This window comes from Rhizobacter sp. P3_C12 (genome assembly GCF_056402735.1).
The window spans coordinates 1-12,295 of record NZ_JBFUGW010000021.1; the positions used below are offsets into that span (position 1 = coordinate 1).

Consider the following 12,295-nt stretch of genomic DNA (forward strand, 5'->3'; position numbering starts at 1 on the left):
CCCCTCGCCCGCGCCCGCGCCGTCCCCTGCGCCGTCGCCCTCACCGGCCCCGGCCCCGGCGCCCGCGCCTGCTCCCTCGCCGGCGCCTGCACCTGCGCCGACACCTTCTCCCGCACCCGCGCCTGCGCCGGCCCCTGCACCCACGCCGGCGCCTGCTCCCGCACCGGCACCGACGCCTGTTCCGGCGCCTGCCCCCGCGCCGGCTCCTGCGCCGGCGCCCGCTCCCGCACCGGCCCCTGCCCCTGCACCCGCCACGCTGGCCTGCACCGACCTCGCGCTGTGCGACGACTTCGAGTCGACCAGCGCCGGCGCGGTGCCGAACCCGGCGCTGTGGAGCGTCGGCGGGCCGAACTGCTTCGACAACAGCGGCAAGGCAACGATCGACGGCGCGGTCTCGCACGGCGGCAAGCAATCGGTGCGCATCGACCCGGGCAGCAGCTACTGCGGCCATGCCTTCATCATCAACACGAAGGCGGCGACGATGGGCTCGGTCATCTACGGCCGCTTCTACATCCGGCTCGCGACGGCGCTGGGCGACCCGCACGTGACCTTCATGTCGATGCACGACGCGATCGAATCGGTCGACGGCAGCATGCAGGACCTGCGCATGGGCGGCCAGAGCGGCATCCTGATGTGGAACCGCTCGAAGGACGATGCGACGCTGCCGTCGCTGAGCCCGACCGGCATCTCGCTGAGCGCGAAGCTGCCGGCCGCCACCTGGACCTGCATCGAGTTCGGGCTGAACTCGGCGATGGGCACGATGCAGACCTGGGTCAACGGCACGGCCGTGGCCGCGCTGCAGCTCGATTCGATGCAGACCGCGGATGTCGACCAGGCCTGGCTCGCGAGCCGGCCTTCGTGGAAGCCGCAGGTCACCGACCTGAAGCTGGGCTGGGAGTCGTACGGCGGTACGGGCAACACCGTGTGGCTCGACGACGTTGCGCTGCACACCAGCCGCATCGGGTGCGGATCATGACGATGTGGCGTTCGATGTGGCGTGGGTTGATCGGCAGCGCGGTGCTGCTCGCGGCGCCGGCCTTCGCGGCGGACGAGTTCCTCGACCCCGCGCAGGCCTTCCGCACCAGCGTGCAGCTGCGCGATGCGCAGACCATCGAGCTGCGCTTCGACGTGGCGCCGGGCTACCACCTGTACCGCGAGCGCATCACGGTCGGCGAGGCGGTGGCGGCTGCGCCCGGCACGGCCGCGCTGGCCGAGCCGGTGCTGCCGCACGGCAAGCAGGAGTACGACGAAGGCTTCGGCAAGTACGTCGAGACGCTGCGCGGTGCGGTGACGGTGGCGCTGCCGCTGCGCAGCGCGAGCGGCGATTTCGGCGTGGCCATCAGCTACCAGGGCTGTGCCGACAAGGGGCTGTGCTATCCGCCGCAGAACGCCGGCATTTCGGCGCGCGTGAAGGACGGCGCGCTGCAGCAGGTGGCTTGGCTGCCTGAGGGCCTGCCGGCCGCGGCAACGCCGGCTGCCGCGACTGTCGCCACGGCAATGCCATCGGCTGCCGCTCCGGTGGCGGCGACCGGCTCGGCCGGTGCACGCGTCGAATCGGCGCTGCGCTCGGGCAGCCTGTTGACCGTTGCCGGCGTGTTCCTCGTCGCCGGCCTGCTGCTGTCGTTCACGCCCTGCGTGTTGCCGATGGTGCCGATCCTGTCGTCGATCATCGTCGGCAGCAGCGGCCCGGTGTCGCGGGCACGCGGCTTCGGCCTGGCGCTCGCGTACTCGCTGGGCATGGCGCTGGTCTATACCGCACTGGGCGTGGCCGCCGGGCTGGCCGGCGAAGGTTTGGCTGCGGCGCTGCAGAACGCGTGGGTGCTGGGCGCCTTTGCGCTGCTGCTGGCGCTGCTGTCGCTGTCGATGTTCGGCGTGTACGAACTGCAGATGCCGAGCGCGATCCAGGAGAAGCTGAACGCCGGCGCAGGCAAGCTGCGCGGGGGGCAGCACGTCGGCGTGTTCGCGATGGGCGGGCTGTCGGCGCTGATCGTCGGGCCGTGCGTCGCGGCGCCGCTGGCCGGCGCGCTGGTCTTCATCAGCCAGTCGCGCGACGTGCTGATCGGCGGTCTCGCGCTGTTCAGCCTGGCGGCCGGCATGAGCGTGCCGCTGCTGCTGGTGGGCGTGTCGGCCGGCTCGCTGCTGCCGCGCACCGGTGCGTGGATGGAAGGCGTGAAGCACCTGTTCGGCGTGCTGCTGCTCGGCGTGGCGCTGTGGATCGTGTCGCCGGTGCTGCCGGCGGCGGTGGTGATGGGCGTCGTCGGTGCCGGGTTGCTGGTCGGCGCGGTGTGGCTGTTCGACGGGCGCGGCGCGCAGCCTTCGGGCAGGCACCGCCTGCTGCGCGGCGTGGCGCTGGTGCTGGGGCTGGTCGGCGTGGCGCAGGTGGCGGGAGCGTTGTCGGGCGGTGGCGATCTGCTGCAGCCGCTGGCGGGCTTCAGCGCCGGCGGCCCGCGCGGTGGTGCGACCCAGGCAGCGGTCGACGGCCCCGCCTTCAAGCGCGTGCGCAACGTGGCCGAGCTCGAGGCGGCGCTGGGCAGCGCGAGCGGCAAGACGGCGATGCTGGATTTCTATGCCGACTGGTGCGTCTCGTGCAAGGAGATGGAGCACCTGACCTTCAACAAGCCGCCGGTGCAGGCGCGCATGAACAACGCGCTGCTGCTGCAGGTGGACGTGACGGCGAACAGCGCCGACGACAAGGCGCTGCTGAAGCGCTTCGGGCTGTTCGGGCCGCCGGGCATCGTGTTCTTCGACGGCGCAGGCCGCGAGAAGGCGGGCACGCGGGTGGTCGGGTTCCAGCCGCCGGCGGAGTTCGGCGACGCGCTCACGGCGGCTGGGCTATGATCGCGCCCTTCTTTTCACCCAACGCCTCTGTGCAGCTGGAGTTCAACATGCCCCGCGCCTCCGTCACCGCCTGACCGACGACCCGCTCATGTAGCCGCATCCCCCGCGGCCATCGTCGTCGGTTCATTCCCCTGAACCCTCGGAGACGACGATGAACCTCCACTCGCTGGACCTCACCAAATACCCGCGCACGGCGCACCTCGAAGGCAGCCGCCTGCAAGACGGTGACGACGCGTCCGACCAGATGCCGCTGCGCGCATTGGCCGGCCGCCACGTCGTGATCGAGGAGAAATTCGACGGCGCGAACTGCGGCCTGTCGTTCACCGACGGCGGCGAACTGCTGCTGCAATCGCGCGGCCACTACCTGACCGGCGGCGGCAGCGAGCGCCAGTTCAACTGGCTCAAGCCCTGGGCGCATGCCCACGCAGACCGCCTGCTGCACGTGCTCGAAGACCGCTGGCTGCTCTACGGCGAGGCGATGTACGCGAAGCACTCGGTCTGGTACGACCGCCTGCCGCACCTGCTGCTGGAGTTCGACCTGCTCGACCGCCGCAGCGGCCGCTTCCTGTCGACCAAGCGGCGCCACGAGATGCTGGCCGGGCTGCCGGTCGTCTCGGTGCCGGTGCTCTACGCGGGCCCGATGCCGACCGATGCGAAGCTGCTGCGCAAGCTCATCCAGCCCTCGCTCGCGAAGAGCTCCGGCTGGCGCACACGCTTCGAGCAGCAGGTGCAGCGCGAAGGCCTGCCGCTCGGGCTGACCTGGCAGCAGACCAACGACAGCGATGCGTCGGAGGGCCTGTACCTGAAGGTCGAGAACGACGACCACGTGGAGGCGCGCTACAAGCTCGTGCGGCATGATTTCCTGCAGACCATTCTCGACTCGGGCTCGCACCACCTGCAGCGGCCGATCCTGCCGAACCTGCTGGCCGACGGCGTGGACGTGTATGCGCCGCGCGTGGACGTCGACTGGGCATCGCTCGGGCTGCGCACGATCACGTCGATCGAAGCGCTGAAGGCATTCAAGCCCACCCAGGCGAACGGAGGCTGAGCCATGGACTGGAAACAATTGCAGGCCCTCATCCCCGCGCCCGGGGCAAGTTTCGACTGGGCCGCCTGGTGCGAGCTGATCCCGGGGCTGGTGGCGTTGGAGCAGACGCCGCAGGACCCGCGGCACCATGCCGAGGGCAACGTCGGCATCCACACGCGGATGGTGCTCGATGCGCTGCTGGCCGATGCCGCCTGGCAATCGAACGAAGCCGAGCGCCGGGCGGTGATGTTCCTCGCCGCGCTGCTGCACGACATCGCGAAGCCGGACACCACGGTGATCGACCCGGTGACCGGCGCGATCGGGCAGCCGGGCCATTCGCGGCGCGGCGCGGTCGACGTGCGCACGCTGCTGTGGCGCGCCGGCGTGCCGTTCGCGCTGCGCGAGGCGGTGTGCCGCATCATCGCCGTGCACCAGGTGCCGTTCTTCGCGTTCGCGAGCCGGCGCGGCGAGACACCGGAGTACATCGTGCGCCGGCTCTCGTGGGAGCTCGACGTGAGCGAGCTGGCCGCGGTGGCACGCGCCGACATGGTGGGCCGCCGCTGCGAGGACCAGGCGGGGCACCTGGCCGACATCGAGCTGTTCGGCGAGCTCGCGCGCGAGCAGGGTTGCTGGGACCGGCCGTGGGCGGCCGCCGATGCGCACACGCGCCTGATGTATGCGCGTGGCATGGCGATCGACCCGGCCTATGCGCTGCACCGCCAGCCGGGCAGCGAGGTGACGGTGATGTGCGGCCTGCCGGCGTCGGGCAAGGACACCTGGGTGGCAGCGCATGCGGGCAGCCTGCCGGTGGTGTCGTTCGACGATGCGAAGGCCGAACTCGGGCTGAAGCATGGCGAGAACGACGGGCGGGCCGCGCACCACGCGATCGACAAGGCGAAGTCGCTGCTGCGCGATGAATCTGCTTTCGTCTGGAACGCGACGCACCTGTCGAACGACATGCGCGGCAAGACGCTGGACCTGCTGTACGCCTACGACGCGCAGGTGCGGCTCGTGTACCTGGAGGCGCCGCAGGCAGTGGTGCTGGCCCGCAACCGCCAACGCGACACGACGCTATCGAACAAGGACCTGCTGCGCATGCTGCACCGCTGGGAGGTGCCGATGCCGTGGGAGGCGCATCGCGTCGAGTACCTGGTGGACGACGGCAGGGCGGCGGCGGGCAGAATCCGCTGAGCAGGTTGTCGATTCCGGCCGGCCTCGTTCGTCGCCTTCAGACATCACCCTCTCACGGAGACCCTCATGTCCAGACTCAGAGTCGCTGCCTTCTCGGTGTCCCTCGACGGCTTCGGTGCCGGCCCCGACCAGAGCCTGCAGGCGCCGCTCGGCGTCGGCGGCGAAACGCTGCACGAGTGGTTCTTCGGCACCACGACCTTCCAGCAGATGCTCGGCCAGGGAGGCGGTGAGGCCAATGTCGACGACGGCTTCGCGAAGCGCAGCTTCGAGAACGTGGGCGCGTGGATCCTCGGGCGCAACATGTTCGGCCCGGTGCGCGGGCCGTGGCCCGACGACCAGTGGAAGGGCTGGTGGGGCGACACGCCGCCGTACCACGTGCCGGTGTTCGTGCTGACGCACCATGCGCGCGCGCCGCTGGAGATGAAGGGCGGCACGACCTTCCACTTCATCACCGGCGGCATCCACGAGGCGCTCGAGCGTGCACGCGATGTGGCGAAGGGCCAGGACGTGCGCGTCGGTGGCGGCGTCGCGACGATCCGCCAGTACCTGCAGGCCGGGCTGATCGACGAGATGCACCTGGCGATCTCGCCGACGCTGCTGGGCCGCGGCGAAGCGCTGCTCGCGGGCATCGACCTGACGGCACAGGGCTTCCGGTGCACCGAGCACGTGGGGACGGCGAAGGCGCAGCACGTCGTGCTGACCAAGGGCTGATTCGGTGACGCGGGTTCGCCAGGGATTGCTGTTCGCGCTGCTGGCGCTCGCCGCGCTGCGCGTGTCAGCCTACGACGCATCGGACGCCGTGCAGGTGGCTCGCGGCACGCTGCCGCTGATCCTCACCGTGCCGCACGACGGTGGTGACTATGTCGGGCATGTACCGGCGCGGACGAAAGGCGCACTGTCGCGCGATGCGGGCACGCGAGAGCTGGCCGAGCGCGTCAGCGATCTGCTGCAGAAGCGGCTGGGCGCCCGGCCGTACCTCGTCGTGGCGCGGTTCAACCGGAAGTTCGTCGATGCGAATCGCGCGGAAGCGGACGCGCTGGAGTCGCCCGATGCGCTGCCGGCCTGGCAGGCGTATCACGAGAACGTCGCAGCGTTCATCGCGGAGCTGAAGACCAAGTTCCCCGCGGGCGCGTTGCTGGTCGACGTTCACGGCCAGTCGGATGAGCCGGATGTCGTGTTCCGCGGCACACGCGCCGGCCTGACGGCGCGGGCCCTGCTGCAACGCAGCGGCGCCGACGCGTTGCAGGGGCCGGGCAGCCTGATCGGACGACTGGCGGCGCGGGGCTATCGCGTGGTGCCGGAGATCGGCGCCGCGCCGTTGCGCGAAGACCCGCGGTTCAACGGTGGCTACACCGTCTTCACCTACGGCAGCCAGCACGACACCGGCATCGATGCGATCCAGCTGGAGTTCGGGCGGAACCTGCGGTCTCAGCCCGCACTGCCGGAGGCGTTGGCAGACGCCATCGCCGCCTTCCTGGTGGACTACGGCTACCTGCCGACGAAGCCCTGAGGCTTGCATCCTGTTGCAACAACCGATGCCCTGATCGGCGAACCGTCAACGGGTCGTCAATTCTCCTGACACCGCGCCTCACACAATGGCGCATGACACGCCGACACCTCACTCCTTCCAACGCGGCCAGCGCATTGCTGTGCGCGCTTGTCTTGTCTGCTTGCGGCAGCGGCGACGACTCCGACACGGCGGCACCGCCTGTGGGTGCACCGGCACCGGCTCCTGCTCCGGCACCATCGCCTGCACCATCGCCTGCACCATCGCCTGCACCTGCACCTGCACCTGCACCTGCACCTGCACCTGCACCTGCACCTGCACCTGCACCTGCACCTGCACCTGCACCTGCACCTGCACCTGCACCTGCACCGGCTCCGGCACCAGCTCCCTCCAACAAGAGCGCCGGATGTGGCAAAGCCGCCCAGTTCGCGAGCGGCAAATACACCCTCACTTCAGATGGCGTGACGCGCGAGTTCTGGGTTCGGGTTCCGTCCGGCTACAAGAGCGACAACGCCTATCCGTTGATCGTCGGCCTGCATTGGCGTGACGGCAGTGCCACCGACGTCTACAACGGAAACAGCTGGGCCAGCGGCAAGCCCTTCTATGGCTTGACGGAGCTCTACGGAGAGAGCGCGATCTTCGTGGCGCCCGCAGGCTTGGACGCCGGCTGGGCCAATCCGAATGACCGCGACATCCGCTTCGTCGGCGCGATGGTCAACCAGCTCAAGCAGGGGATGTGCACCGACACGAGCCGCACGTTCGCGACTGGCTTCAGCTTCGGCGGAATGATGTCGAACGCGATCGGTTGCCAGATGGGGGATGTCTTCCGCGCCGTGGCGCCGATGTCGGGATCCGTCTGGAGCGGCTGCGCCACGTCATCGAACAAGACCGCGGCGATCCTGCTGCATGCCAAGGAAGATTCCGTCGTCGGCTACCAGTTCGGCGAAGAGGCGCGAGACAAGTACATCGCCAAGAACAGCTGCACGCAGGCCACCACCAAGATCGGTGTCAATGGCTGCGTGATCTACCAGGGGTGCACCGACAACAAGCCGGTGGCCTGGTGCGGGTACACCAACGGCGGGCACTGGCCGCCGGGGTTCGCCGCGACGGAAATCAAGTCGTTCTTCGACCGCTTCTGAAACGCCGGGGGCGCGGCACCTGGCTGCGCCCCCGGCCGGGCAGGACGGGTAGCTCGCCTACCAGCCCACGCCGTAGTAGTCGTACACGCGGCGGCCATAGCTGTCGTCGTAGGTCGGCTCGTCGTTCTGCGGATAGCGCGGTGCGCCTTCGAGCTGGCGCTCGGACAGCGGCACGACATAGCCGTCGAGGTTGGTGTCGTACTTCAGCATCGCCCACGGCACCGGGTAGCGGTCGGTGCCGACTCCGAGGAAGCCGCCGAACTCGAGCGCGGCATAGCGCACCTGGCCGGAGCGCTTGTCGATGATCAGGTCGTCGATCGAGCCGAGCTTGTCGCCGTTGCTGGCGTAGACGGCGGTGCCTTCGACCTTGTCGGAAGAGATGACGGGATTGCTCATGAGAGTCTCCTTCACTGCGCTGCCGCGGGCGACATGCCCGTGGCGTGAACCTCCATTGGTCCATGCGCGACCCTTGCCGAACATCAGCGCAGGCGCGGCCCGGCTGTAGGAATCTTCCTCCCGGCGTGACCAAGGTCACTGGCTGGCCTTCTCCGCCTCAGCAGAATCCGGCTTCGTGAAGACGCAAACGTCTGCGCACAGAGAGGGGCGTATCTGCATGCTGAATGACCAAGCGGCGCACAGCCGAACTGCCGCGTCGGTGGGCGGGACCGCGGTTGAACATCCTGCACCGCCCACGGACAGCTCGGATGCCCTGATGCGCCTGCTGGTGCGTGAGCCTGCCGCTGCTCAGCCCATTGACTACCACGGCGTGGTCGTGGGTCGTCTGTTGGGTCTGATCGACGCAGGGCAGGTGCCCCTGGTGGCACTGGCCGATGCGCAGGCCCAGGCAGCCATGCCGGCGCGTAGCATCGTCGACCTGCACCACAACCACGTCGGCGGCAGCGTGCTGCTGATGTTCGAGCAAGGCGATCGCACGCGCCCGATCGTGATGGGGGTGCTGCGCGAACCGCGCGCCGATGGCGTGTCGCAGAGGCCACCCGCCCTCGAAGTCAGGTACGACGGCGGACGCGTGCTGCTGGATGCCGACACCGAACTGGTCTTGCGCTGCGGCAAGTCCCACCTCACTTTGCGCCAGGACGGCCGCGTTGAACTGCACGGCGAGACCATCGTCACGCGCGCTGCCGGCGCCAACAAGGTGCAGGGTGGGTCGGTGCAGCTGAACTGACAGGCGCCATGCGCAACGGCTTCAGCCCGGCAGAGGTTTCGTCCCTGCAGAATGCGCCCGTGCTCGCGGAGCACGCCGACGAAGCTGCATTTCTCTGGCGGGCGCGCGAACGTGCAGCCCTGGGCCCGCACTACCGCTTCGGGCAGTTGGCCCAACTCGACGAGCGCGTGCTGGCACACCTGCAGGGCTTGCACGTCGCTGGCGCGACCGGACAACAACTGGCACTGCACGCGCTGGGCGATCTCGATGCCGGCACGCTGTTCGTCGCAACGCATCTCGCTTTCGGCCGCCAGGATCCCGACGCCATGGCACACACGCTGTCGATCGCCAGCAGCGATCCAGCCTGGGCGCAGCCGTTCGTTGCGGCGCTGTCGTGGCTCGACCCGGTGGCGCTCGAGTCGCTGCTGGATCGCATCGCGTTGTCGCCGGTGGCCGCGCATCGCGCCATCGCCCTGGCGGCGCGGGTGGCTCAACGCGCGGTCGTGCGGCAGCAACTCGTCGCGGCGCTCGACGATCCGCATGCGGGCCTGCGCGCCCACGCGTTGCGTGCGGTCGGCGAATTGGGCCTGGTCGAGTTCCAGGCCCGGATCGAGACGTCGGCCGCGGACCCGGACGCCGCCTGTCGTTTCTGGACCGCGTGGTCACGTGCACTGGGCGGCGACGAAGATGCGGCCGAGCGCGCTTTCGAGGCCGGCATCGAGGCGCATGTGCCTGGTCCGGCCCTGGAAGTCTCGATGCGTGCCGGCCGTGCCGGGTGGGCTCGCGAATTGATCCGCCGCCTGGCGAGCGACAGCGGGACTCAGCGACAGGCCATCGTCGCTGCAGGCGCCCACGGGGACCCGGCCACCGTGCCCTGGCTGCTTCAGCTCTGCGACGAAGACGCGTTGGCGCGTGCCGCGGCGCAAGCGCTGGCGATGATCACCGGCGTCGACCTGGAAGACCCTCTGTTGCGGCGCGACGCGCCCACGTCGGAAGAGGAACACGCGGACGATGCCGATGCCTGGTGGGCCAGTGCCGATGCGTTGCGCCGCTGGTGGCGGGTCGAGTCGGGGCGGTTCCGTGCGGGTGTCCGGCACCTCGGGGGGCGCCCCGTCAGCGAAGAGGCCGCCGTGCAGCTGCTTCGCGACGGAACCCAGCTGCAGCGCCGCAGTGCGGCGCTCGAAGCCGCCCGGCTGCGCCGGGGCACCGCCGTGTTCCCCGTGACCGCGCGTGCCGACTGGCAACACCGGCGGCTCGCCGCATGAAGTTCACCAATGTGACGGCGTTCCCTGCCACCTGGACCATGGGCTTCCAGCGCGATGGCCGGGAGTTGCTGGTTGCGATCGTGAAGGCCACGTTCCGGATGCCGAGCCGGCAGGGTGAGGGGGCGACGGTTCATGACGAGCAGCAACCGCTCGTGCGTGCCGACGAGTTCGTCGACGAGCCCGGCCTCAGCGCGCCGCTGCGCGAGACCGACTTTGCACACATGAAGCCGGCCTGCGACGTGTTGCTGCTCGGCCATGCCCGCGCACCGGGCGGCGGCATGGCCAGGCGCCTGGTGGCCGGCCTGCGCGTGGGAACGATGAGCAAGCAATTCACCGTCGTCGGCGACCGGCAATGGCGCAAGAGCCTGCTGGGCGTCGTCAGCGCGAGTGAAGCCGTGCCCTTCTCGGCGATGTCGGTGGGCTACGAGCGGGCCTTCGGCGGCATCGACAACACGACCCTGGCGCGCACCGGGCGGGTCGACACGTTCATCGCCAACCCGGCGGGCCGCGGTTATTGGCGGCACACCGACCACATCGACGGCCAACCCCTGCCCAATACCGAGGAGACCACCCGCCCGGTGTCGCAGCATGACGGCGACTACCGGCCGATGGCACTCACGCCGATCGGCCGCCACTGGGCGCCGCGCCACCGCTACGCCGGCACTTATGACGATCGCTGGCTCGACGAGCAGGCACCGTTCTGGCCGGATGACTTCGACGAACGCTACTTTCAGGCCGCGCCCGCAGACCAGGTCATTGCACATCCGCAGGGTGGCGAGGAGGTCGTGCTGCAGCACCTCACTGCGGACGGCCTGCGCGCATTCCAGCTGCCGCGGCTGGCCGTGCCGGTCACCTTCGTTCCGCATCGCGGCCGCGACGTCACGCGCGACGCGGTGCTCGACACCATCGTGCTCGAACCCGACGAGGAGCGCTTCACGCTGACCTGGCGTGCGAGCATCGCCCTCGGCAAAAGCGTGTTCGACGTGAAGGAAACCATCATTGGCGAGATGACGCAAGCCTGGCATCGCGCGCGGCGCTTCCCGGACAAGACCTACCACCGCAGCCTGGCGGATGCCGTGGCCGCCAAGCGTGCGAGGGCGCGCCGATGAACCTGCAACTGTCGCTGCGGGCCTCCGGGCTGGTCACTGCGCTTGGCTACAACGCGCCGTCGACGCTGGCGGCCTTGCGGGCGGGGATCAGCGGTGTGCGCACGCAGGCGTGGGCCGACCTCGAAGGCGGAGAGCCCTACCGGTGTGCGCGCGTCGATCTGCCGCAACGCTGGGGCGGCGTGGCGCTGCTGGCCGACCTGCTGAGCCCGGCCATCCACGAGTGCCTGCAAGGGAGCGGCGCCGGCGGGCTGGCCGAGATTCCCCTTCTGGTCGGGGTGTCGCACCCCTCGCGACCCGGGCGCGCGGCGCAGATCGAGACGCAACTGCTGGCGGCGCTGGCGGAACGCCTCGAGACCCGCCTGCACCCCGATTCGCGAACCTTCGCTGCCGGCCAGACCGGCTGCGCGCAGGCCCTCGCGCATGCGCGCGAGCTGATCTCGGGCGGGCGCGCGAGCCACGTGCTGGTGGCGGGGGTCGACAGCTACATCGATCGCGAAACGCTGCGGGCCTACGATCAACAGCGCCGCTTGTTGTGCACCGGCAACTCGAACGGCTTCCTGCCGGGCGAGGCCGGGGCGGCGGTACTGGTGTCCGCACATACCGCCGGTGCCGCAGAGCCGTATGTCGCGAGCGGCGGCCAGGCCGTGGAGGCGGCCACCATCGAGAGCACCTCGCCGCTGCGCGGCCAGGGCCTGGCGCAGGCGGTGCGCCAGGCCATGTCCAGTGCCGGCGCGACGATGGGCGACATGGCGTTCCGCCTGAGCGACCTGTCCGGCGAGCACTACAAGTTCAAGGAAGCGCTGCTCGTCGCGATGCGCCTGGACCGCAGCGAACGGGCCCAGCCGCTCCCGATGTGGCACCCGATCGAGCATCTGGGCGAAGTCGGTGCGGCCATCCTGCCGTGCCTGCTTGCCTGGGCGGCCCACGCGATGCGAGAGGGCTATGCCCCGGGGGGGCGCGCGCTGTGCCACGTCGGCAGCGACACAGGCGAGCGAGCCGCACTGGTCGTGCGAGCGGCGTGATGCAGGAAACCGGAACGCAGCAAAGAGACAGGAGC

General features: G+C 69.9%; 13 protein-coding genes. 11 read left to right on the forward strand and 2 right to left on the reverse strand.

Going from position 1 to position 12,295, the window contains the following annotated elements:
- From AC1DXV_RS05815 to AC1DXV_RS05840, 6 genes are all read left to right on the forward strand, one after another.
- Positions 1 to 976: hypothetical protein (locus AC1DXV_RS05815; protein WP_477932823.1), on the forward strand; the 976-nt coding region annotated here is incomplete at its 5' end.
- On the forward strand, positions 973 to 2,838 hold the full coding sequence (gene dsbD / locus AC1DXV_RS05820) for a protein-disulfide reductase DsbD (RefSeq protein ID WP_477932825.1): 1,866 nt from the start codon (positions 973 to 975) through the stop codon (positions 2,836 to 2,838). The genes AC1DXV_RS05815 and dsbD, both read left to right, overlap by 4 nt.
- A gap of 151 nt (positions 2,839 to 2,989) precedes the next feature.
- Positions 2,990 to 3,886, forward strand: a complete 897-nt coding sequence (locus tag AC1DXV_RS05825; RefSeq protein WP_477864740.1) for an RNA ligase family protein — start codon at positions 2,990 to 2,992, stop codon at positions 3,884 to 3,886.
- A 3-nt stretch (positions 3,887 to 3,889) separates the two neighbouring features.
- A complete protein-coding gene (locus tag AC1DXV_RS05830; protein ID WP_477864739.1) occupies positions 3,890 to 5,056 on the forward strand; it encodes an AAA family ATPase in 1,167 nt (388 codons plus the stop codon).
- A gap of 66 nt (positions 5,057 to 5,122) precedes the next feature.
- Positions 5,123 to 5,767: a dihydrofolate reductase family protein gene (locus AC1DXV_RS05835; protein WP_477864738.1), complete on the forward strand. Its 645-nt coding sequence runs from the start codon at positions 5,123 to 5,125 to the stop codon at positions 5,765 to 5,767.
- Between the two features lie 4 nt (positions 5,768 to 5,771).
- Positions 5,772 to 6,566, forward strand: coding sequence for an N-formylglutamate amidohydrolase (locus AC1DXV_RS05840; protein WP_477864737.1), 795 nt, complete (start codon positions 5,772 to 5,774; stop codon positions 6,564 to 6,566).
- Positions 6,567 to 6,674: 108 nt separating this feature from the next.
- Here AC1DXV_RS05840 and AC1DXV_RS05845 read toward each other — a convergent pair whose 3' ends face one another.
- Positions 6,675 to 6,944 carry a hypothetical protein gene (locus tag AC1DXV_RS05845; RefSeq protein WP_477864736.1) on the reverse strand — a complete coding sequence of 90 codons (270 nt, stop codon included), beginning with the start codon at positions 6,942 to 6,944 and terminating at the stop codon, positions 6,675 to 6,677.
- An 80-nt stretch (positions 6,945 to 7,024) separates the two neighbouring features.
- On the opposite strand from AC1DXV_RS05845, the gene AC1DXV_RS05850 reads away from it, so the two are divergent.
- Positions 7,025 to 7,702 carry a CE1 family esterase gene (locus tag AC1DXV_RS05850; RefSeq protein WP_477864735.1) on the forward strand — a complete coding sequence of 226 codons (678 nt, stop codon included), beginning with the start codon at positions 7,025 to 7,027 and terminating at the stop codon, positions 7,700 to 7,702.
- A 57-nt stretch (positions 7,703 to 7,759) separates the two neighbouring features.
- Here the strand turns inward: AC1DXV_RS05850 and AC1DXV_RS05855 are convergent, their stop codons facing one another.
- Positions 7,760 to 8,098 carry a PRC-barrel domain-containing protein gene (locus tag AC1DXV_RS05855; RefSeq protein WP_477864734.1) on the reverse strand — a complete coding sequence of 113 codons (339 nt, stop codon included), beginning with the start codon at positions 8,096 to 8,098 and terminating at the stop codon, positions 7,760 to 7,762.
- 316 nt (positions 8,099 to 8,414) lie between these two features.
- Between AC1DXV_RS05855 and AC1DXV_RS05860 the strand changes: the two genes are divergently transcribed.
- The 4 genes from AC1DXV_RS05860 to AC1DXV_RS05875 are packed head-to-tail and all read left to right on the forward strand — an operon-like array spanning position 8,415 to position 12,260.
- The gene (locus AC1DXV_RS05860) at positions 8,415 to 8,885 is read left to right on the forward strand and encodes a DUF6484 domain-containing protein (protein WP_477932827.1); all 471 of its coding nucleotides are present in this window, start codon (positions 8,415 to 8,417) and stop codon (positions 8,883 to 8,885) included.
- An 8-nt stretch (positions 8,886 to 8,893) separates the two neighbouring features.
- A complete protein-coding gene (locus AC1DXV_RS05865; RefSeq protein ID WP_477864732.1) occupies positions 8,894 to 10,129 on the forward strand; it encodes a TIGR02270 family protein in 1,236 nt (411 codons plus the stop codon).
- A gap of 38 nt (positions 10,130 to 10,167) precedes the next feature.
- Positions 10,168 to 11,238, forward strand: a complete 1,071-nt coding sequence (locus AC1DXV_RS05870; protein ID WP_477864731.1) for a DUF2169 family type VI secretion system accessory protein — start codon at positions 10,168 to 10,170, stop codon at positions 11,236 to 11,238.
- On the forward strand, positions 11,235 to 12,260 hold the full coding sequence (locus AC1DXV_RS05875) for a beta-ketoacyl synthase N-terminal-like domain-containing protein (protein WP_477864730.1): 1,026 nt from the start codon (positions 11,235 to 11,237) through the stop codon (positions 12,258 to 12,260). Before AC1DXV_RS05870 ends, AC1DXV_RS05875 begins: the two co-directional genes overlap by 4 nt.
- Positions 12,261 to 12,295: the final 35 nt, after the last annotated feature.

Coding starts and splice junctions, on each gene's coding strand:
- dsbD (WP_477932825.1), top strand. CDS start 973: ATGACGATGTGGCGTTCGATGTGGCGTGGGTTGATCGGCAGCGCGGTG.
- AC1DXV_RS05825 (WP_477864740.1), top strand. CDS start 2,990: ATGAACCTCCACTCGCTGGACCTCACCAAATACCCGCGCACGGCGCAC.
- AC1DXV_RS05830 (WP_477864739.1), top strand. CDS start 3,890: ATGGACTGGAAACAATTGCAGGCCCTCATCCCCGCGCCCGGGGCAAGT.
- AC1DXV_RS05835 (WP_477864738.1), top strand. CDS start 5,123: ATGTCCAGACTCAGAGTCGCTGCCTTCTCGGTGTCCCTCGACGGCTTC.
- AC1DXV_RS05855 (WP_477864734.1), bottom strand. CDS start 8,098: ATGAGCAATCCCGTCATCTCTTCCGACAAGGTCGAAGGCACCGCCGTC.
- AC1DXV_RS05860 (WP_477932827.1), top strand. CDS start 8,415: ATGCGCCTGCTGGTGCGTGAGCCTGCCGCTGCTCAGCCCATTGACTAC.
- AC1DXV_RS05865 (WP_477864732.1), top strand. CDS start 8,894: ATGCGCAACGGCTTCAGCCCGGCAGAGGTTTCGTCCCTGCAGAATGCG.
- AC1DXV_RS05870 (WP_477864731.1), top strand. CDS start 10,168: ATGGGCTTCCAGCGCGATGGCCGGGAGTTGCTGGTTGCGATCGTGAAG.
- AC1DXV_RS05875 (WP_477864730.1), top strand. CDS start 11,235: ATGAACCTGCAACTGTCGCTGCGGGCCTCCGGGCTGGTCACTGCGCTT.